Origin of the sequence: Olleya marilimosa CAM030, from assembly GCF_000518485.1 — a bacterium.
Taxonomy (GTDB): Bacteria; Bacteroidota; Bacteroidia; order Flavobacteriales; family Flavobacteriaceae; genus Olleya; species Olleya marilimosa.
On record NZ_JADR01000007.1, the window covers coordinates 264,546 to 286,068 of the forward strand.

Sequence of the window (21,523 nt, forward strand, 5' to 3'; positions counted from 1 at the left end):
TTAGATACATTTGCAACTCACATAATAAATATATAATGAATATACCATCAGAATTAAAATACACTAAAGACCACGAATGGGTTAAAGTGGAAGGAGACCAAATTACAGTTGGAATTACAGATTTTGCACAAAGCGAATTAGGAGACATCGTTTACGTTGAGGTTGAAACTTTAGATGAAACTCTTGAGGCTGATGAAGTATTTGGTACAGTAGAAGCTGTTAAGACAGTTTCAGATTTATTTTTACCTGTTTCAGGAGAGATTGTTGCCTTTAATGATACCCTAGAAGACGAACCAGAAAAGGTAAATACAGATCCTTATGGTGACGGTTGGATGGTTAAAGTAAAAGTTTCTGATGCCTCTCAATTAGATAAATTATTATCAGCAGAAGATTATAAGGCTTTAATTGGTGCATAAATTACTTCCAGTCATTAGCATTGGATATAGCATTGCTTTACTAGTATCTTGTTTAATAACAGTAGAAGGTGTTATAGAAATGCCCAATAATAAAGATAAAGTAATTCATGCAACTGCTTATTTTATTTTTACCTGCTTATGGTTTTTTACCTTTTTAAATTCATTTAAAAAAAGTAAGCCTCAAGCCATTAAGACTGCAGTAATTTATTCCATAGTATTTGGCATAATAATTGAAGTATTACAACAGGTTACAACACAAACAAGACAAGCAGACTATAAAGACGTTATAGCAAATATTATAGGAACACTTTTAGCAGTGTTATTTATTAATTTAATTACAAAATTGAAAGTTAAAAACAACTAATACCTTGTTTTTTTGACAAATAAATAGTTATTTTAGCGTTCAGTTTAAATTTACAGATATGGAATCTAAGAAAAATACAAAAGCAGACGTAGGACGTAATAGTTCTCTATACGTAGCAGTAGGACTAGCATTAATGCTATTTTTATCTTACTCAGCAATCAATTATACAACAACTGATAAGGCAGATATAGATATAGGACAATTAGTTTTTGATAACGAAGATGATGATGATGTTCCAATTACAGAAATGCTTAACACACCACCACCACCACCACCACCACCTGCAGCTCCAGAAGTAATTGAGGTTGTTGAAGATGAAGAGGATGTGGAAGAAACAATCATCGAGTCTACTGAAACTACTCAAGAAGAAGTAGTTGAGATAGAAATTGCAGATGTTGAGGTTGAAGCTGTAGAAGAAGAAGTAGATGTACCTTTCTCAATTATTGAAAATGTACCAGTATATCCAGGTTGTGAGGGAGAACCTAACAATGATGCAAAGAAAAAATGCATGTCTGAGAAAATTGGAAAATTTGTAAGAAAGAATTTTAATAACGACTTAGCACAAGAGTTAGGTTTAGATAGTGGTATTAAAAGAATCAATGTTGGTTTTAAAATTGATAAAACAGGTAACATTGTAAACATTCAAGCAAGAGCACCACACCCTAAATTAGAGGCAGAAGCTAAAAGAGTTATTAGTAAATTACCTAAAATGAAAGCAGGTAGACAAAGAGGTAAAGCAGTAAATGTACCTTACGGTTTACCAATTACTTTTAAAGTAGAGTAATACATATTCCATATATATTAAAAATCCCGTTACAATTAAGTAGCGGGATTTTTGTTTTTGGTATGCTTATTGTGATTTTGTCATAACATTAACATTTAAACTATATATATTATGAAAAATTCGAAAGAATCTCGTGATCTCACTCGCCAAAATGAGAAAAACGTGCAAAAATCACAAAAACATGATGCGAATTTACAAAAAAACTCGTCGTTGTACTTCCAGATTGGGTTAATTATGTGTCTATTGGCTGCTTATGGTGCGTTAGAAATGCGTTTTGAGTCAAGTAACTTTAGTATTCCGTTAACTGCGTTTGCAGAATCTGAGAAGGATGCAATGTTTGCTCCAGTCGTTGTGGTAGAGCCTGATGCTATAGAAACGTCTGAGCCTGTAAAAACCAAACCAGTCCATATTATCAAACCCGAAATTATTGATAACGATACGCCTGATAAAAAGGAGACAGATAATTTGATTACAGAAATAGTAAAACCGACAAAACCAAAAGGTAATGTTACAGTGGATTTAGGAGCTTTAGATCCTCCAAAAGTGGATCCAGATATAGAATTACCATTTGAGAAGGTCGAAGTTATGCCTATTTTTCCAGGATGTGAAAGCGCAACCACCAATGATGAAAGAAGAAAATGTATGTCTGATAACCTTACAAAAATTGTAAAACGAAGATTTGATGCTGGATTAGGAGCAGAATTAGGTTTAAAGGAAGGTGTTCAAAAAATTTATATTCAATTTAGAATTAATAAGCTTGGAGAAGCTGAGTTGGTGCAAACAAGAGCTCCACACCAAAGATTAGAAAAAGAAGCAGAAAAAGTGGTTAGTAAAGTGCCACAAATGACGCCTGGATTACAAGGTGGTAAACCGGTTTCAGTATTATATACTTTACCAATTGCTTTTCAGGTTAAGTATTAATAGATAAATAATAGTTTTTAAGTCGCTACTAGTTAATGGTAGCGACTTTTCTATTTTAAAGCGTTAATAAAAAGCAGTATCTTTCGGCTAAATTAAAACCTCAATCTAAATATGAAGACGTTCATTTTAGGACTATTATTATGTACTTCAGCTGTAATCTACGCTCAAGATACAACTGATTATCAAATCCCACCTCGTTTTGAGAATTGTCAAGATACTGAAGTAAAACAATTAGACTATTGCTTTAATCAAGAAGTATATAAAATAATATATTCAGAATTTAAACTTCCAGATAGTATTGATAAAAACTATACTGGACAAATGGCAATAATTTTTGAAGTCACCAAAGACGGTAACTTTAAAACTATTTATATTGATGCACATAGTAAAGATTTAAAAGAAGAGGCTAAACGCGTTTTTGAAGCATTTCCTACGATCCAACCAGCCACTTACAATGGTAATCCAACGTTTAAGCAATACAGTTTTAATTTATATTTTCCATTAAACCAAAAAAACACACCTCAAGCGTTGCCTAGTATTACTGAGGCTAAAATGGACAATAATAGTGACTTAAATCAAATAGCGCAATTAACGGATTTGCAACAAAAAGCAAAGCAAGAGTTTGATAGTGTGCAAAAAGCAACAACTAAGTATACCAATAAAGCTTATACAAGTCAAATTAACATTCCGTTTTCTCATGAAAACTACTTTAGGTTTGATCAGGATATTAACAGAATAGGAACTAACAGTCATACAGCATCAAAACCTTATCGTTATGAAGATGTGTCAAATTATTACGATTTTTCTGCTGAAAATTTAAAGCTGCAAAAGGATGCTGAATCATGGTTAAGTCGTAAGCTTTGGAATGAGCATTTGGCACAAATACAAGGCGAAGATTATTGGTTTACAGTAGACCCTATTCTTGATTTACAATTAGGAAAAGATACAGATGCAGATTTTGGTACAACGTATAACAATACTAGAGGCTTGTACATACAAGGAGGTTTAGGAAGTAAGCTTAGTTTTTCCGCTTCAGTTTTTGAAAGTCAAGGACGTTTTGCACAATATTATAATCAATATGCCGAAAGTTTAAAAGCATTTGGACCAGATCCTGCAATTATACCAGGTCGTGGTATTGCCAAACGCTTTAAAGAGGATGCTTATGATTATCCTGCAGCAGAAGCCTATTTATCGTATACACCTGCTAAATTTTTAAACGTCCAGTTTGGACATGGCAAACAATTTATAGGTGATGGTTATAGAAGTTTATTGCAAAGTGATGTGGCAAGTCCTTATCCTTTTTTAAAATTAAACACGACCTTCTGGAAAATTAAATACACCAACACGTGGACTTGGTTAAAAGATGTGCGTGATGCAGCAGTGGTGGATAAAGCATTCAGAACAAAATATATTGCAAACCATTATTTAAGTTGGAATGTATCAAAACGTTTTAATTTAGGTTTGTTTGAGTCTGTAATCTGGGAAAACACTAATGATAGAGGTTTTGATATCAACTACCTAAACCCATTAATATTTTTTAGAGCTATAGAGTTTGAAACTGGTCAAGGAGCTGGTAATGCTATATTAGGAGCTTCAGGTAAATACAAGCTTAGTGATAATGCAAATGTATATGGTCAATTTATTTTAGACGAATTTTCTTTAAACGATGTCACAGGAGGAAACAAAAGCTGGAAAAACAAATTTGGTTTCCAATTAGGTGCAAAATATTACAATGCCTTTAAAGTTAAAAATTTAATGCTTCAAGCAGAATACAATCAAGTACGACCATATACCTATTCTCATAATACAATTGTATTAAACTATGCGCACAACAATCAACCTATGGCTCACCTTTGGGGAGCAAATTTTAGAGAGTTGGTGTTAATTGGACGCTATCAAAAAGACCGTTGGTTTGGAGAGGCAAAATTAGTAACAGGTATTAGAGGGTTTGATGTAAACGATGGTACAGATAATTTTAGTTATGGTGGCGATGTCTATCAAGATTATAACGATAGACCTTTTGATACAGGAGTAACAATAGGTCAAGGTATAAAAACAACATCTGTAAACGCAAGTGCACAATTAGGCTATTTGGTTAATCCAGCCTCTAATTTAAAAGCATTTGTAAATTTAAGTTATCGTAATTTTAATCCAGAAGCACAAACAGCTTCGGTTTATAATAACAGTACGGTTTGGATTAATTTTGGGATTAGAACAGACTTATTTAATTGGTATTTTGATTTGTAAAAGCAAGTATTTTTAGTCTTTATAAATTAAAATCAGTCAAGTGTGGATATAGTCACAGCTATATTTTGAAAAAATGAATGTGCTGATATGTTTTTGTTTTTGAAAACATATTAATCTCTCAACAAAAACAACCAAGAGAAAAATTAATATAAACTTTATTATTTCATATTAGAAAAATATGATAAGACTCAGGTAAGTAACTGGTTTTGGAGCTGTATTTAAGCTTAGTCAATTTGCTTATTGTATGTTAAGCTAAAAATAAATATCATGAAAATAATATCTTTGGTAATAACAGCATTTTTTTACTTGTTTATTTCTTTGGTTATGCCATTAAAAAAAATATATAAATATTTAATTTTAGGGTTTAGCTTATTAATCTTTTTGATTTGTATATTTTCTGAAACAGAAAAATTTAAATATTATATTATAATTTTGCTATACTTACCTCTTGTGCTTTTAGGCTTATTAAAGAATAATATTTTTAAATCATAATAAAAAGACAATAGAAAGCATTTGTAAATTTAAGTTATCGTAATTTTAATCCAGAAGCACAAACAGCTTCGGTTTATAATAACAGTACAGTTTGGATTAATTTTGGGATCAGAACAGACTTATTTAATTGGTGTTTTGATTTGTCAAAATTTTAAAAATATAAAAAAACCACAAGCCTAAAAACCTTGCGGTTTTTTTATGCCAAATTCCTTTTTAGCAGTATCTTTGCATCAGCAAAAAAAATAGCGTTGGTTTGAGTACAACTGTAACCCCTACAATTAAACATACAGCATTATCAGATTTTAAAGAAATCACTAAAATGCGCTTGTCTTTAAGCGTCGTATTTTCATCAGTTGCTGGTTATTTTTTAGGAGCAGATACTATCAGCCTAAAAATTGTTTTATTGCTTGCTTTAGGAGGTTATTTTATGGTTGGAGCCAGTAACGCGTTTAACCAAATTATCGAAAAAGATTTAGATGCCTTAATGCATCGTACCAAAAACAGACCTGTTGCTTCTGGTCGTATGACGGTTAATACAGCTTTTTTAATAGCTTGTGTTTTTACTATTTTAGGTATTGGTATTTTATATTCAATAAACGCACAAACAGCAATGTTTGGAGCCATTTCAATATTTTTATATACAAGCGTTTATACACCTTTAAAAACAAAAACACCATTATCTGTATTTGTTGGTGCTATTCCAGGAGCTATTCCTTTTATGTTAGGTTGGGTTGCAGCAACAGATAATTTTGGTATTGAACCAGGAACTTTATTTGCTTTACAATTTTTTTGGCAATTCCCTCATTTTTGGGCAATTGGTTGGTTTTTATTTGAAGATTATAAACGTGGAGGCTTTTTTATGTTGCCTACAGGTAAACAAGATAAAGGTACAGCAGTGCAAACCATTTTATACACGGTTTGGACTATTTTAGTATCTATAGTGCCAGTATTTGGTGTAACAGGACAATTAAAATTATCTATCGTTGCAGCAATAATAGTTTTAAGTTTAGGATTAGTCATGCTGTATTATGCTATTCAATTGTATAAAAAAATGACTGAAAAAGCAGCAAAACAATTAATGTTGTCAAGCGTACTATATATTACACTAATACAGATTGTATACGTTATTGATAAATTTATAAGATAAAATGGATTTAACTCAAGGGACTTTAGAAGAAAAAACGGGACGCGCAAAAAAAATGATGTTGTACTTTGGTATAGCGTCTTTAATTATGTCTTTTGCAGGATGGACTAGTGCATTTATTGTAAGTAGTTCTAGACCAGATTGGCTAAATGATTTTCAAATGCCTCAGCCATTTTGGATTAGTATTATAATAATGGTAATAAGTAGTATTACTTTTATAATAGCTAAAAGAGCATTAAAGCAAGGTAAAAATGGATTAACTACTGCAATGTTAACTTTAACATTTGTGTTAGGGCTATTTTTTATTTACAATCAATTTGCGGGTTTTAATCAAATTATTGACTTAGGATTTAACTTTACAGGACCAACTAGTAATATTACAGTAACTTATATTTACCTAATTGCAGTAGTGCATATAGTACACGTGCTAGTGGGTTTAATTCCAGTACTAGTAGTGTTAATCAATCACTTAAGAGGTAAATATTCTCAAGATAATATGGTTGGATTTGAATTAGCAGAAACCTTTTGGCACTTTGTTGACTTGCTATGGATCTACCTGTTTTTTTTCTTATACTTTTTTCTAAACTAAAAAATTATTGATCTAATAAGACTAAAACCTTATTTAGATACTATAAAATTAGAGTTTGGTATTTTTTTAACTGAATAAAATGATTATTTTTGTGCCACATTTTAACAACTAATTTAACACTATGAATACTACAGTTGCAACTACTGATACAGAAGGAAAGACTTGGGGAGGTGGTAACCAACCATTAAAAGCAAGTTATGGTAAGATGATGATGTGGTTTTTTATCGTATCAGATGCATTAACATTCTCTGGGTTTTTAGCAGCCTATGGTTTTTCAAGATTCAAATTTATTGATGCTTGGCCAATTGCAGACGAGGTTTTTACTCACGTACCATTTTTCCATGGTAATTATCCAATGATTTATGTAGCGTTTATGACGTTTGTATTAATCATGTCTTCAGTGACAATGGTATTAGCAGTGGATGCTGGTCACCATTTAAACAAGAAAAAAGTAACTTGGTACATGTTTTTAACCATTATTGGTGGTTTAATATTTGTAGGGTCTCAAGCTTGGGAGTGGAATACTTTTATTAAAGGAGACTTTGGTGCTGTACAAACAAAAGGTGGTAACATCCTTCAGTTTGGAGAAAATGTAACTGTGGATGGAGAACAAACTTTTAAACGTTTGGCTATAGCAGATTTTGCTACTGCTGCACCTACAGACAGAGTAGAGCATGAGCGTAAAAACGGACTTTGGTTTGTAGGAGAAGGAACTTTACCAGCTTATCAAGTAAGCGATATCGTTAAAGGTATGGAAGCTAATCCTAATGTGTTAGTTAGAACGCAAATCATTAACGAAGAAGGTGAAAAAACAATCTTAACAAGAGAGCAGTCTTTAAAACAAATAAAAGAAAACGGTAAATTAGTAGTTCAAGGTGCTAACTTACAGGTCAATGAGTATGGTTCACCATTATTTGCAGACTTCTTTTTCTTTATTACAGGATTTCACGGATTTCACGTATTTTCAGGTGTAGTCCTTAACATCATTATTTTCTTTAATGTTGTTTTAGGGACCTATGACAGACGTAAAAATTACGAAATGGTTGAAAAAGTTGGTCTTTACTGGCACTTTGTAGATTTAGTTTGGGTATTTGTATTTACATTCTTCTACCTAGTTTAATAATTTTATAGAAAAGAAATATCATGGCAGACGCACATAAATTAGAAATTTTTAGAGGATTAATTAAGTTTAAATCTAATACTCAAAAAATTTGGGGAGTTTTAATCTTATTATCTATAATTACAGCAGTAGAGGTTGTACTAGGTATCTACAAACCATCTTGGGGAACCAACGTTGTGTTAGGGATGAAACTTTTAAATTGGATTTTTATCATCTTAACAATAGTTAAAGCATATTATATTACTTGGGATTTCATGCACATGCGTGATGAGTTACCTGGTTTAAGACGTGCTGTAGTTTGGACAGGAATATTCCTTATTTGTTACTTAGTATTTATATTATTACAAGAAGGAGGTTACGTTTTTGATGTATACGACAAAGGATTTATCAAAAGAGATTTCTAAGTAAAGAAATCGATATAAAATATAGTTAAAAGGTGGTTTATTAAAGCCACCTTTTTTATTTTTGTATAATTATAAAAAAGCTTTGAGATTATGGATAAAAAGAAATTGAAAAAAGGAATTACCTTAGGTGCTTTATTTTTTTTACCAGTAATCTTTTTATTGTTTTTATACCCTTCTACTAATAATTACAATCCTTTAGACGTTGTAAAAAATAATGTTCTTGATTTTCAAAACTTGTCTTCATCAACAACAGACTTACAATTAGAAAATCATATCACAGTTTTAGGTTTTTTAGGAAAAGATCCAGAATCAAAAGTTGTTGAAACCTCTAATCTAAAAGAATTAATCTACGATAAGTTTCAAGGTTTTAAAAAGTTTCAAGTTATCATGTTGGTGTCTAAATCTACAACAGATGCTACAGATAGACTTAAAAAAGAATTAACTAAATACGGAGAACTTAAATACTGGCATTTTGTTGAATTGGATGACTCTGATACTAAAAAAATGTTTAATAGCTTAAGGTCAAGTGAAGTCTTAGATTTTAATTTGGCAACTAACAAAGTATATATTGTTGATAAAGAATTAAATCAACGTGGACGTTTAGATAATAGAACCAAAAAAGAAATAGAACAAGGTAAGCAAGCTTATCCGCTTACTGCTTATAACGCATCAGAAGTTGCACAGCTTAAAAATGTTATGGGAGCAGATGATTTGCGTGTTTTGTTTACAGAATATAGGCAAAAACGTAAAGGCGAGTTTAACTCGACCTCCAGACGTGCAGACGATTTAAAAGGAGACACAAACTAATAGCATTACCATGAGTAAAAAAGCAAATTATTCTTACGTAGGTATTTCATTCATTATATTACTGTTCGGGATTATTTTTATTCCTAAAATCATAGATAGAATTAGTAATAAGGATATTAATCGTACAGACGAGAGTAGAAGTAAAGGCGTTATTGTTAATCCAAAAAGCGATGCGCCAAATAAATCAGATGTAGGCTATTTAGTGATTAATGGAGAGCGAAAAAAAGTACCACAGTTTAGTTTTACTAATCAAGACGGTAAAACAATAACTAACAAGGACTATTTAGGTCAAGTGTATGTGGTGGATTTCTTTTTTACAACCTGTCCTACCATTTGCCCAAGGATGAGCTCTAACTTAGCATCCATACAAAATACATTTAAAGACAATCCAGAGTTTGGTATTGCATCATTTAGTATCATGCCAGATAACGACACTCCAGAAATCCTAAAGGCTTATGCTGCAGATTATGGTGTTACTAGTCCAAATTGGCATTTAATGACAGGAGATAAAGAGGCTATTTACAAATTATCAAATATTGGATTTAATATTTTTGTTAATGTTGAAAACTTTGAACATTCAGGAGATTTTGCTTTAGTGGATAAAGAAGGATATTTAAGATCTAGAACAGATGCTTTTGGTAATCCTAAAATATTTTATAAAGGTGTAATTAGCGAGCAAGAAAAAATGGACGAAGACGGTAATGAACAAGAAATTACAATTTTAAAAGAAGACATTGCAAAACTATTACAAGAGTAAGTTAAACGCTTTCTAATCTAGCCTAATCTATTTAAGACTAATATGAGTACAAGAAAACTAAACGCCGAACTAAAGTACAATAAGTGGATTATTATACTTTCAATTATTATTCCTTTAGCTGTAGCAGCTTTATTTACAGTTAAATTAAAAGACTTAGGTTTTAATGTAGAGCCTTTAACATTTTTACCACCTATTTACGCGACTATAAATGGTATTACAGCATTTGTGTTATTGGTAGCTGTTTGGGCAATTAAAAATAAAAAACGTCAACTTCATGAAAATTTAATGAAATTTGCAATCTCGTTATCAGTAATATTCTTAGTTATGTATGTCGCTTATCACATGACAAGTGATTCTGCTAAATTTGGAGGCGAAGGCGCAATTAGGTCTATTTATTTTTTCATTTTAATAACACACATTGCATTATCCATAGTAGTCATTCCTTTTGTATTAATAACTTATGTTAGAGCAATTACAAATAATATACAACGTCATAAAAAAATAGCTAGAATTACGTTTCCATTATGGTTGTACGTTGCGGTTACTGGTGTGATTGTGTATTTAATGATTTCGCCTTATTACTTGTAACAGCTATTTAAAGCTTTGCTAAGCATCTTAAAATTATGAAAACTAAAGTTTTTTTATTTCTATTTTTAATCGTTTCGTTTTTACAGACAAATGCACAATGTGCTATGTGTAGAGCTGTACTAGAAAACGAAGAAGGTCAAGCTGCAGCAAAAGGTATTAACGATGGTATTGTCTATCTAATGTCCATACCATACATCATAGTTTTTAGTTTAGGCTTCTTTATTTATTGGAAATATTTTAAAGTAAAAAAGAAATAGAAGCACTTTAAAATCAATATTTAACAAAATTTTTCAATAAATGTTGTAACAAATTGTATCCTTTGTAGTCTAATTGTTATTGAGTTAATCATCAATCAAAAAAACCATCAATTATGCTCAAAATAAATAAGTTACATAAGTCTTATCCAATTGGCGATTCTAGTCTTCATGTTTTAAAAGGTATTGATTTATCTGTTGAAGAAGGCGAAATGGTTGCTATTATGGGTTCTTCAGGTTCTGGAAAATCGACGTTACTTAATATTATTGGAATGTTAGATGAAGCTGATGAAGGCGAGTATATACTTGATGGTGTCCCTATTAAAAATCTTACCGAAAAGAAAGCAGCGATTTATCGAAACAAATTTTTAGGATTTATATTCCAATCGTTTAACTTAATAAATTACAAAAATGCAGTAGAAAATGTTGCATTACCATTGTATTATCAAGGCTTAAAACGAAAAGAACGTATTGAAAAAGCAATGTTTCACCTTAAAAAAGTGGGTTTAGCTAATTGGGCTACTCACTTACCAAACGAGTTGTCAGGTGGACAAAAACAGCGTGTAGCAATTGCACGTGCTTTAGCTGCAAATCCAAAATTATTATTAGCCGATGAGCCAACAGGTGCATTGGATACCAAAACTTCTTATGAGATTATGGACTTTATCCAATCTCTAAACGACGAGGGTAAAACCATTTTAATGGTAACACACGAAGAGGATATTGCCAATATGTGTAAGCGTATTGTGCGTTTAAAAGATGGTGTTATTATGGAGGATGTGTTTATTAATCAAGAAAGAGCTTCTGCACATGTTTGATAGAGACCTTTGGCGCGAAATATTTCAGAGTATAAACATGAATAGAACCAGAAGTGTATTATCTGGTTTTACCGTAGCTTTTGCCATATCGTTATTCGCCATTCTTTTTGGAGTAGTCAATGGATTAGTCAATACATTTGATACCGCGTTTGTGGATGATGCTGCTAATTCTATTTTTATAAATTCTGGACAAACCTCTAAGGCACATAAAGGATTACAAGCTGGTAGACAAATACAGTTTACTAATGAGGATTATGAGTATATTAAAGACGAGTTTGGTGACAAAGTACAATTCATAACCGCAAGAATATACAGAAATGTAAATGCTTCGTTTAGAAACGAAAAAAGTAGCTACAGTGTTAGAGCAGTTCATCCTGACCATCAATATCTTGAAAACACTAAAGTAGAATACGGTAGATACATCAATCAATTAGACGTTGACAATAAAACTAAAGTTGTAGTTATTGGACGATTAGTAGAAGAGGATTTATTTTTAAAAACAACTGCTATAGGTAAATACATCAATTTAAATGGGATCCAATATAAAGTGGTTGGTGTGTTTAGTGATGATGGTGGAGATAATGAAGAACGATTAATCTATATGCCTGTATCTACAGCACAACAAATTTATGGTAACAATGACTATATCGATCAAATCAATTTAACCTATAACCCAAGCATGAATTTTGACCAGGCAATTGGGTTTAGTACAGCATTAACCAGAAAACTTAAAGATCGTTTTTCAGTCTCTCAAAATGACCAACGTGCTATAAGGGTTAGAAACTTGGCTAATGAGTCTAAAGCTATTAACCAAATGACAGGAGGTTTAGGTGTCATGGTATTAGTTATTGGATTTGGAACATTAATAGCAGGAATTGTTGGTATAAGTAACATGATGATTTTTATTGTTAAAGAGCGTACTAAAGAGATTGGAATTAGAAAAGCACTTGGCGCTTCACCAAAATCTATAGTTTTAATCATATTATTAGAATCTATTTTAGTTACAGTTATTGCTGGATTTGTAGGCTTGCTCATTGGGATGACAGTTGTAGAGTTTGCAGGACCAATGCTAGAAAAATATTTTATAAAAGACCCATCGGTAAGTTTAAATGTTGTTGTTGCAGCAACTATTACACTTATTGTAGCTGGTGGTATTGCAGGCTATTTACCAGCTAAAAAGGCATCCAAGATTAAACCAATTGTCGCACTTAGAAATGATTAAATTATAATGTTTTTATTCGAAAGAGATACATGGCAAGAAGTTTACGATAGTTTAAGTAAAAACAAACTACGTTCGGCATTAACTATGGTTGGTGTTTGGTGGGGAATTTTATTGCTTATCGGATTACTTGGCTCAGCAAAAGGATTAGAAAATTCTTTTAATAGATTATTTGGTGACTTTGCTACAAATAGTGTGTTTGTTTGGGCACAAAGTACAAGCAAGCCTTTTAAAGGGTTTCAGGAAGGTAGACAGGTACAACTTAAAATAAGTGACGCTAAAAAAATTGAAGAAAATGTAGAAGGTATTGAGTTTGTCGTACCAAGAAATCAAAGTTCTGCTTTGGTAGTACGTAATTTTCTGTCTGGTAATTTTGGAGTAAATGGAGATTATCCTTTATTAGATCAAGTTCAAAAAAAGAAAATGATTCGTGGACGTTTTATCAATCAAACTGATATTGATGAAAACAGGAAAGTTGTCGTTATTTCAGAAGAAATCTACAAACAAATTTTTGAGAAGGACGAAGAAATGATAGGCGAATACATTCAATTAAACGGAATGAATTTTAAAGTCATTGGTATGTTCGAAACAGGTAAAGCTAATATGGGACCAACCAGTGATATTCATATTCCTTTCACCACTTTTCAGCAAATCTATAACATGGGTGAAAATATTGGTTGGATGATGATTACTGGTAAACCAGAATACGATATTTCGCAAATTGAAGCAGATTCAAAACTAATTTTAAGAAACTTAAATAAAGTGCATCCAGAAGATAATCGTGCATTTGGTAGTTTTAATTTAGGTAAAGAGTTTGCAAAAATCACTGGGTTTTTAACAGGAATGCAATTTTTAACTTGGTTTGTTGGAATAGCAACCTTAATTGCAGGTGTATTTGCAATTGGTAATATATTGCTTATTACAGTTAAAGAAAGAACTAAAGAAATAGGTGTAAGACGTGCTTTAGGCGCAACACCTTATGAGATTAAAAGACAAATTGTTGTGGAAGCTGTATCAATAACCTTAGTCGCAGGTCTATTAGGTATAATTAGTGGTGGCTGGATACTTATAGCGTTAGATAGTGCTTTTGGTCAAGGTGCAGAAGCTGTTATTGTTAACGCATCAGTATCTATAGCAGTAGTGTTTATTGCCTTAATAATTTTAGTAGTATTAGGTACTTTAATAGGGCTAATACCAGCTTTTAAAGCAACAAGTATTAAGCCTATCGAGGCATTAAGAGAAGAATAATTTTATCAATTAAATATAATTAAAATAAAGTCTAAAAAACTTTTAAAATCAACCGAGTAAACTATATAAAAATGAAAAAAGTAATAAAAATAATTGTAATTGTTGCTTTGGTAATAGCACTTTTAATGGTGTTAAAATACTTTAAAGACTCAAGTTCTAAATCAGTGGAAGAGTTTAAAACAGCTGAGCCTTTTTATACCTCAATAAATACTAAAACAGTAGCTACAGGTAAATTAAATCCAGAGGAAGAAGTAGAGCTAAAACCTCAAATTTCTGGTATTATCGATAAAATCTTAGTCGAAGAAGGTGACATCGTAAAAAAAGGAGATGTGATTGCTAAAATTAGAGTCGTACCAAACGAGCAAAGTTTGGTTGGTGCAAGTGGACAAATATCTACAGCAAAACTATCGTTTAACAATGCTAAAACATTATACGATCGTAATAAAGCTTTATTTGAAAAAGGAGTTATTTCTAGACAAGATTTTGAAAACAGTCAATTGTCTTTAAACCAAGCACAAGAAACTTTAAACCAAGCTCAAAATAATTATCAGATTATTAAAAGAGGATCATTGTCTGGTGGTGGATCTGCAAATACAAATATTGTGGCTTTAATTCCTGGAACAATTCTAGAAATTCCGGTTAGAGAAGGTGATCAGGTTATTGAAAGTAATAACTTTAATGCTGGAACTACAATTGCTACTATTGCAGACATGAGCAAAATGATATTTGAAGGAAAAGTGGATGAAGCTGAAGTTGGTAAACTAGAAGAAGGAAAAGATATTAAAGTAATTTTAGGTGCGATTAACGAAAAAGTTTTTCCTGCTAAGCTTACATTTGTGGCACCTAAAGGGATGGAAGAAAATGGAGCAGTACAGTTTACTATTAAAGCAGATGTAACGGTAGAGCCTTCAACAAAAATTAGAGCTGGTTATAGTGCTAATGCCGAAATTGAAATGGAAAGCAAGGACAGTATTTTAGTAATTAAAGAATCTTTATTACAGTTTAACAGAATTACTGAAAAACCATTTGTAGACATTGAAACTGCTCCAGGAAAATTTGAAAAAAGAGATGTTGAATTAGGATTGTCTGATGGAATTAACGTCGAAATCACAGATGGTGTTAAAGAAGGAGATAAAATTAAAGTGTGGAATAAAGCATCAAAAGAAGATAACGAAGATGAAAACTAAAAAAATAATACAATTCACTTTAGTATTCTTAGTAGGTTTTACAGCTTTTGCTCAAGAAAAAAAGTGGTCATTAAAAGAGAGTGTTGATTATGCATTGCAAAACAACATAACTGTTAGACAGTCACAATTAGATCAGCAAATTGCAGAACAAGATTTAAAATCTGCAAAAGGAAACTTTTTACCTACAGTAAATGCAAGTGCTTCTCAAAATTGGAATTTTGGTTCGTTTATAGATCAAAATGGAAGTAGGATTTCAAGAGATTCTAGAGGTAATGGATTTGGTTTAAATGCAGGTGTTACCTTATTTAATGGTTTTAGAAATACAAATCTTCAAAAGCAAGCAGAATTAGGTATTGAAAGTAGTAAGATTCAATTAGATATTTTAAAAAATAATATCTCATTAAATGTAGTAAATGCGTATTTAAATATATTGTTTAATCGCGAAGCTGTAAAGCAAGCTGAAGAGCAAGTGGCAATTAGCCAAAAAAGTTTAGAGCAAGTGCAAGAACTTGTTGATGCAGGAGCCAGAGCAAGTGCAGATTTGTTAGTCTCTAAATCTCAATTAGCTTCAGATAATGAGCGCTTAGTTAATGCGGAAAACAATGTGGTATTATCACTATTAAATTTATCACAGTTATTACAAATACCATCGCAAGGGTTTGACATTCAAAATGTAGATATTGATTTAACTGAAGCAGTCTTAGCTTACAACAATTCAAACGAAATTTTATCCTACGCGTTAGATAATCGTCCAGAAATTAAAGGTGCACAATTAAATATTGATAATGCTGAGTTAAACTATCAAATTGCTAGAAGTGCCTATTTACCTTCTTTAAGTTTTGGTGTTGGAGCAAGTACATCTTACCAACATTTACAAGGACAAGACGATGTTTTACCAATTGTTACTGGATTTGATGCAACGTCAGGAGAAGCTATCATTGAATTACAAAAAAATGGATTTGCAGAGCAAATTGAAAACAACCTTGGATACAATGTTGGTTTTAGTTTAAACGTGCCAATTTTTAATGGATTAAGAACAGATGCTAACGTAAAAAGAGCTGAAATTAGTAAGGAGCGTATCGTTTTAGCTTTAGAGCAAGAAAAGCAAACCTTAACAGCTAACGTAGAGCAGGCTTTTGCAGATGCTAAAGCGTCTTTAATACAATATGAAGCGTCTAAAATATCCTTAGAGTCTCAAGAGTTAGCTTTTAAAAATGAACAAGATAAATATGATTTAGGAGTTAGTACGTCGTTTCAATTAGAACAGGTACGTAACAGATTAATAAACGCACAATCGTCATTTTTAAATGCAAAATATAATTATGTATTTAAAACTAAAGTGTTAGATTTTTATCTAGACAAACCAATAACAGAATAACAGTGGCATATATATTAAATATTGAAACGTCTACAACAAACTGCTCAGTCTCTCTTTCTTCTAAAGGAGAGACTTTGGTATTAAAAGAAGATTACGGAAATGGCTATTCTCATGCAGAAAAACTTCATGTATACGTTGAGCAGGTATTAAAAGAAGCAAAGATTTCAACTTTGCAATTAGATGCAATAGCAGTAAGTAAAGGACCAGGATCATATACAGGATTACGTATAGGTGTGTCTGCAGCTAAGGGTTTAGCATTTGCTTTAAACATACCATTAATATCAGTATCTACTTTAGAAGCCTTAGCGCATCAAGTAAAAGCAGACTCTGGAGTAATTGTACCAATGCTAGATGCTAGACGTTTAGAAGTATATTCTGCTATTTTTGATACTAAATTTAACGAGGTTAGAGCAATCGAAGCGCAAATACTTGATGAAAAATCATTTGAGTCATTCTTATCAAAAGGGAAAGTGTACTTTGTAGGTGATGGTGTGAGTAAAACTAAAGCATTAATAGATAATAATAATGCAGTTTTTATTGAAAACAAGTTGCCTTCAGCAGATCAAATGAGTGCCTTAAGTTTTGATAAGTATAAAAAAAGCGACACCGAAGATGTCGCTTATTTTGAACCCTATTATTTAAAAGATTTTGTAGCTATAAAGTCTAAAAAATAATTAAGCCTGTTTTTGTATTTCAACACTATGTGGATAAGGTATATCAATACCTGCAGCATCTAGTGCTTCTTTAGTTTGTTCGGTTGTTTCAAAGTAAACTGCCCAATAATCTTCAGCTTTACACCAAGGTCTTACAGCAAAATTAATCGAGCTATCAGCTAATTCAAGGACATTTACAGTTGGTTCAGGGGTTTGTAATACTTTAGGGTTAGCGGTTAAAACAGACATTAAAACAGCTTTAGTTTTTTTTATGTCAGATTCATACCCAACTCCAAAAACCAAATCTACACGTCGTGTCCCTTCAGTAGAAAAATTAATAATATTTCCGTTGGACAATGAGCCATTAGGAATAATAATTTCTCTGTTTGATAAACCTGTTAGTTTGGTTGTAAATATCTGTATTTCTTTTACAACTCCCACTTGACCTTGAGCTTCTATCAAGTCTCCAATCTTAAAAGGTTTAAATAACATAATTAAAACACCTCCAGCAAAATTTGCTAAAGATCCTTGTAAAGCTAAACCAATTGCTAAGCCTGCTGCAGCTAATATAGCAGCAAAAGATGTAGTTTCAATACCTAAGGTGCCTAAGACCACAATTATTAGTACAATTTTTAAAACCCAACGTAATAGGTTTAATAAAAACTTTTGTAAGCTTTCATCATAATTTCTAACTAGCATTAGCTTTTTTAAAGCTCTTAAAACTTGTTTAATAACAAAAGCCCCAATAATCCAAATAGCTATTGCAGCTAACATTTTAGGGGTGTACTCAATAATAATTTCAGACCCTTTGTCTATCCATTTTTGTAATTCCATTGTGTGATTTTATAAGTTAGAACAAATATAAATATAATTGACAAACTCTAATGTTAGGTAGGAGTTTTTGAGTTGCAGTTGTTTAATATGTATACTATTCAATCATGTCTGTTTTTATTATAAAAAATAGGTGTAAATTAATCTGTTTAAGATCTATTCTAGTCATTTTTTAAGATGAAATTAATCAAATTATTAGGCAGTATTTTAGTATAATTGTAAATTAACCAATTATTAAACCCTTTTACTAAATAAGAAATGAAAAAATTTCTACTTATTGTTACTTTTCTAGGTGCTTTATTCACTGCTCATTCTCAAGATATTTTGATGCAAAACGGAACGTTTTCTCAATGTTCAGGAGTCCTTTATGATTCAGGAGGTGCATCGGCTAATTATGCTGATAACGAGAATTTTGTTCTAACACTATGTCCAGATGGACCAGATCAATTTATTCAAATACAATTTACTGCATTTAGTACGCAATTAGGTTCTGACGTAATGACTATATATGATGGTGATGACACTAGCGCAGCAGTAATAGGTACTTATTCTGGTGGTGGAGCATCAAATAATCCAGGTACAATTTCTGCATCAACAACTAGTGCGACAGGTTGCATTACAATTGAGTTTGTAAGTAATGCAGCGTTAAACGCCTCAGGTTGGGCAGCTAATATTTCTTGTTTACAATCTTGTCAAACAATTACACCTACAATAGATACTACAGACCCAATAGCTAACGGATTAGGTGTTATTCAAATCCCTTTAGGTGGTACTGTTAGTTTTGATGGTAGTGCAATTTTTGAAGAAGACGGAACAGGAGCAACTTATAATTGGAATTTTGGAGATGGATCTGCAGCTGCAGGAACTTCATCAAGTCATACGTTTAATAATTTAGGCACTTTTACTGTTACCTTTACAGTAACTGATACTAATCCTACAGGGTGTTCGGCATCAACAACTATTGAAGTTGAAGTTTTAAGTCCATATATCAGTGTAGATCAAGCAACTTATACTGTTCCAGAATTAGTAGAAGATGTATTAATTGATAGTCCATGTGCAACTGTATCTAACATAAATTGGAGTACTGGTACTAATTTTGGACAAGAAAATGGGATTGGTTATTTTACAGCACTTCCAGGTGCATTTCCTTTTCAAGCTGGAATTATATTAAATACTGGTGATGCTATGGAGGCTGAAGGTCCAGAAACCGGAACTCAAAGTAGTGGAGGATGGCCAGGAGACACAGATTTGGAAGATGCTATTCCGGCTCTAAATCCGGGAGATTCTAACGATGCCACTTTTATTGAGTTTGATTTTGTTCCTATAACTAACAGTGTAAGTTTTGATTTTTTATTTGCTTCAGAAGAATATGGAGGATTTCAGTGTGGTTTTACAGATGCTTTTGCTTTTTTATTAACAGACTTAACCACTGGAGTTATTTCTAATTTAGCTGTGGTTCCGGGAACTACAGATGTGGTTTCTGTTTTTACGGTTAGGGATGATGCATATAATGCTAGTTGTCCATCTGTAAATCCAGGTTATTTTGATTCTTATTACGGAACAGGAGGTTTACCTTTGGTTAACGACCCTATAGATTTTAGAGGTTACACTAGATCTATGACAGCATTCGCTAATGTTGTACCTAGTAATCCATACAAAATAAAATTAGTTATTGCAGATGATGGTGATATACAATATAATGCTGCAGTATTTCTAGGAGCTGGTAGTTTTGATTTAGGTGGAGACTTGGGTGATGACGTCACGATTGATGCAGGTACAGCAATATGTTCTGGAGGTACTATACCTTTAGATACTAACTTGCCAACAGCAACTCATACTTGGTATTTAGACGGAGTTGTTATACCAGGCGAAACGGGTTCTGTAATTAATGTTTCAGAACCAGGTGTTTATTCTGTTGATATTGTGTTTTCTGCAACTTGTCAAGCTTCAGATTCTGTTTTAATAGAATTTATTGAAAGTCCATTGGTTGAAAACACATTGGATGTGATAGTGTGTAATAATCCTTCAGGAACTGAAATATTTGATTTAACAATTAATGATTCCGAAGCTATAGGAAGTCAAGTAGCTTCAGACGTAAGTGTTAGTTATCATACTAGTTTGTCAGACGCGCAATTGGGACTTAACCCTATTACAGATCCAGCTAACTATGTTGGAAATGAGACTTATCCTGAAGTAATACACGTAAGAATTGAAGATGTGGCATCAGGAACTTGTTCAGATGTTGATACTTTCAATTTAGATGTAATAATATCTGTTCTTAATCAAGTGCCAGATATGGAAGTATGTGATGATTTATCCAATGATGGTGTTGAAATGTTTAATTTAGAATTACAAACAGCAACAGTTTTAGGTACACAATTAGCTTCAGAATATGCAGTAACTTATCATAACTCATTTGCAGATGCTGATTCAGGTGTTAACGCCTTAACTAGCCCTTATAATGGAAGTAATGGCGAATATATCTTTGTTCGTATTGAAAGTTTAATAAATTCAGACTGTTATACTGCTACTACTTTACCAAACGGAGGATTTACATTAATTGTTAATCCTAATGCTACAGCTGTACAACCTGCTAATATGGTAGTGTGTGATGATGCTTCTGAAGATGGATTTGAGATTTTTGATTTAACAATACAAGAAACTACAATTCTTGGAGGTCAAGATCCTGCAAACTATACTGTTACTTTTTATGAAAATATACCAGATTTAGAGGCGGAAACCAACCCAATTCTAAATCCAACAGCATATCAAAATATTGATTCTCCAGAGCAAACAATTTATGTTAGAGTAAATGATAATGCTAATCCAACATGTTATGGGTCTACAACTTTTAATCTTATAGTAAATCCATTACCATCAGCAGTAACACCAACACCACTAGAAGTTTGTGATGATGGTACACCAGACGGATTTACAAGTATAGATTTAAGTCTTAAAAACAATGAGATTAGTGGAGGTAACCCAGACTATGCGGTAAGTTATTATTTAACCCAATTAGATGCTGAAACAGAGACTAACCCATTAGCTATACCCTATACAAACATCGCTAATCCACAAATAGTTTATGTAAGAGTAGAAGATGTGACTACAGGATGTTTTACAACCACGACGTTACAGTTAGACGTAGTACAAGCACCAATAGCTTTTACACCAACAGCTTTAGAGTATTGTGATCCAGATAGTGATGGATTTGGAATATTCACATTAAGTGATGCAACAGCCGAAATTACAGGAGGAGCACCAGGATTAACCGTTACTTATCACGAAACCTCAAGTGATGC

General features: G+C 32.2%; 21 protein-coding genes. 20 read left to right on the forward strand and 1 reads right to left on the reverse strand.

Features of this window, described 5'->3' with window-relative positions; genetic code table 11:
* The first annotated feature begins 35 nt into the window (after positions 1-35).
* From gcvH to tsaB, 19 genes are all read left to right on the forward strand, one after another.
* The gene (gene gcvH, locus M890_RS0109965) at positions 36-416 is read left to right on the forward strand and encodes a glycine cleavage system protein GcvH (RefSeq protein ID WP_028283398.1); all 381 of its coding nucleotides are present in this window, start codon (positions 36-38) and stop codon (positions 414-416) included.
* Positions 409-780, forward strand: a complete 372-nt coding sequence (locus tag M890_RS0109970; protein WP_051437502.1) for a VanZ family protein — start codon at positions 409-411, stop codon at positions 778-780. Before gcvH ends, M890_RS0109970 begins: the two co-directional genes overlap by 8 nt.
* 58 nt (positions 781-838) lie before the next feature.
* Positions 839-1,564: an energy transducer TonB gene (locus M890_RS0109975; protein ID WP_028283400.1), complete on the forward strand. Its 726-nt coding sequence runs from the start codon at positions 839-841 to the stop codon at positions 1,562-1,564.
* 111 nt (positions 1,565-1,675) lie between these two features.
* Positions 1,676-2,485 (forward strand): energy transducer TonB, encoded by an 810-nt coding sequence (locus M890_RS16030; RefSeq protein WP_084553645.1) that lies wholly within the window; start codon positions 1,676-1,678, stop codon positions 2,483-2,485.
* A gap of 111 nt (positions 2,486-2,596) precedes the next feature.
* Positions 2,597-4,732 carry a gliding motility outer membrane protein RemB gene (locus M890_RS0109985; RefSeq protein WP_028283402.1) on the forward strand — a complete coding sequence of 712 codons (2,136 nt, stop codon included), beginning with the start codon at positions 2,597-2,599 and terminating at the stop codon, positions 4,730-4,732.
* A gap of 745 nt (positions 4,733-5,477) precedes the next feature.
* Positions 5,478-6,371 carry a heme o synthase gene (gene cyoE / locus M890_RS0109995; protein WP_028283404.1) on the forward strand — a complete coding sequence of 298 codons (894 nt, stop codon included), beginning with the start codon at positions 5,478-5,480 and terminating at the stop codon, positions 6,369-6,371.
* Between the two features lies 1 nt (position 6,372).
* Entirely contained in the window at positions 6,373-6,957 is a 585-nt protein-coding gene (locus tag M890_RS0110000) for a cytochrome c oxidase subunit 3 (protein ID WP_028283405.1), read from the forward strand.
* Between the two features lie 121 nt (positions 6,958-7,078).
* Entirely contained in the window at positions 7,079-8,077 is a 999-nt protein-coding gene (locus M890_RS0110005; RefSeq protein ID WP_028283406.1) for a cytochrome c oxidase subunit 3, read from the forward strand.
* A gap of 23 nt (positions 8,078-8,100) precedes the next feature.
* Complete coding sequence (locus M890_RS0110010) at positions 8,101-8,481, forward strand: cytochrome C oxidase subunit IV family protein (RefSeq protein ID WP_028283407.1); 381 nt, start codon at positions 8,101-8,103, stop codon at positions 8,479-8,481.
* Positions 8,482-8,571: 90 nt separating this feature from the next.
* Positions 8,572-9,288 (forward strand): hypothetical protein, encoded by a 717-nt coding sequence (locus M890_RS0110015; RefSeq protein ID WP_028283408.1) that lies wholly within the window; start codon positions 8,572-8,574, stop codon positions 9,286-9,288.
* A gap of 10 nt (positions 9,289-9,298) precedes the next feature.
* Positions 9,299-10,045 (forward strand): SCO family protein, encoded by a 747-nt coding sequence (locus M890_RS0110020; RefSeq protein WP_028283409.1) that lies wholly within the window; start codon positions 9,299-9,301, stop codon positions 10,043-10,045.
* Between the two features lie 42 nt (positions 10,046-10,087).
* A complete protein-coding gene (locus M890_RS0110025) occupies positions 10,088-10,633 on the forward strand; it encodes a DUF420 domain-containing protein (protein ID WP_028283410.1) in 546 nt (181 codons plus the stop codon).
* 35 nt (positions 10,634-10,668) lie between these two features.
* Entirely contained in the window at positions 10,669-10,890 is a 222-nt protein-coding gene (locus M890_RS0110030) for a CAMCR motif-containing small membrane protein (RefSeq protein WP_028283411.1), read from the forward strand.
* 113 nt (positions 10,891-11,003) lie between these two features.
* The gene (locus tag M890_RS0110035) at positions 11,004-11,705 is read left to right on the forward strand and encodes an ABC transporter ATP-binding protein (RefSeq protein WP_028283412.1); all 702 of its coding nucleotides are present in this window, start codon (positions 11,004-11,006) and stop codon (positions 11,703-11,705) included.
* Complete coding sequence (locus tag M890_RS0110040; RefSeq protein ID WP_028283413.1) at positions 11,698-12,927, forward strand: ABC transporter permease; 1,230 nt, start codon at positions 11,698-11,700, stop codon at positions 12,925-12,927. The genes M890_RS0110035 and M890_RS0110040 overlap by 8 nt, the downstream gene beginning before the upstream one ends.
* Before the next feature lie 3 nt (positions 12,928-12,930).
* Complete coding sequence (locus tag M890_RS0110045) at positions 12,931-14,172, forward strand: ABC transporter permease (protein WP_028283414.1); 1,242 nt, start codon at positions 12,931-12,933, stop codon at positions 14,170-14,172.
* Positions 14,173-14,243: 71 nt separating this feature from the next.
* The gene (locus tag M890_RS0110050; protein WP_028283415.1) at positions 14,244-15,359 is read left to right on the forward strand and encodes an efflux RND transporter periplasmic adaptor subunit; all 1,116 of its coding nucleotides are present in this window, start codon (positions 14,244-14,246) and stop codon (positions 15,357-15,359) included.
* The gene (locus M890_RS0110055; RefSeq protein WP_036597400.1) at positions 15,349-16,737 is read left to right on the forward strand and encodes a TolC family protein; all 1,389 of its coding nucleotides are present in this window, start codon (positions 15,349-15,351) and stop codon (positions 16,735-16,737) included. Before M890_RS0110050 ends, M890_RS0110055 begins: the two co-directional genes overlap by 11 nt.
* 2 nt (positions 16,738-16,739) lie before the next feature.
* Entirely contained in the window at positions 16,740-17,411 is a 672-nt protein-coding gene (gene tsaB, locus M890_RS0110060; RefSeq protein WP_028283417.1) for a tRNA (adenosine(37)-N6)-threonylcarbamoyltransferase complex dimerization subunit type 1 TsaB, read from the forward strand.
* Here tsaB and M890_RS0110065 read toward each other — a convergent pair whose 3' ends face one another.
* Positions 17,412-18,224 carry a mechanosensitive ion channel family protein gene (locus tag M890_RS0110065; RefSeq protein ID WP_028283418.1) on the reverse strand — a complete coding sequence of 271 codons (813 nt, stop codon included), beginning with the start codon at positions 18,222-18,224 and terminating at the stop codon, positions 17,412-17,414. It lies immediately after the preceding gene.
* A gap of 255 nt (positions 18,225-18,479) precedes the next feature.
* Between M890_RS0110065 and M890_RS0110070 the strand changes: the two genes are divergently transcribed.
* Positions 18,480-21,523 (forward strand): FIDD domain-containing protein (locus M890_RS0110070; RefSeq protein ID WP_028283419.1); only part of this gene is annotated, 3,044 nt, incomplete at its 3' end.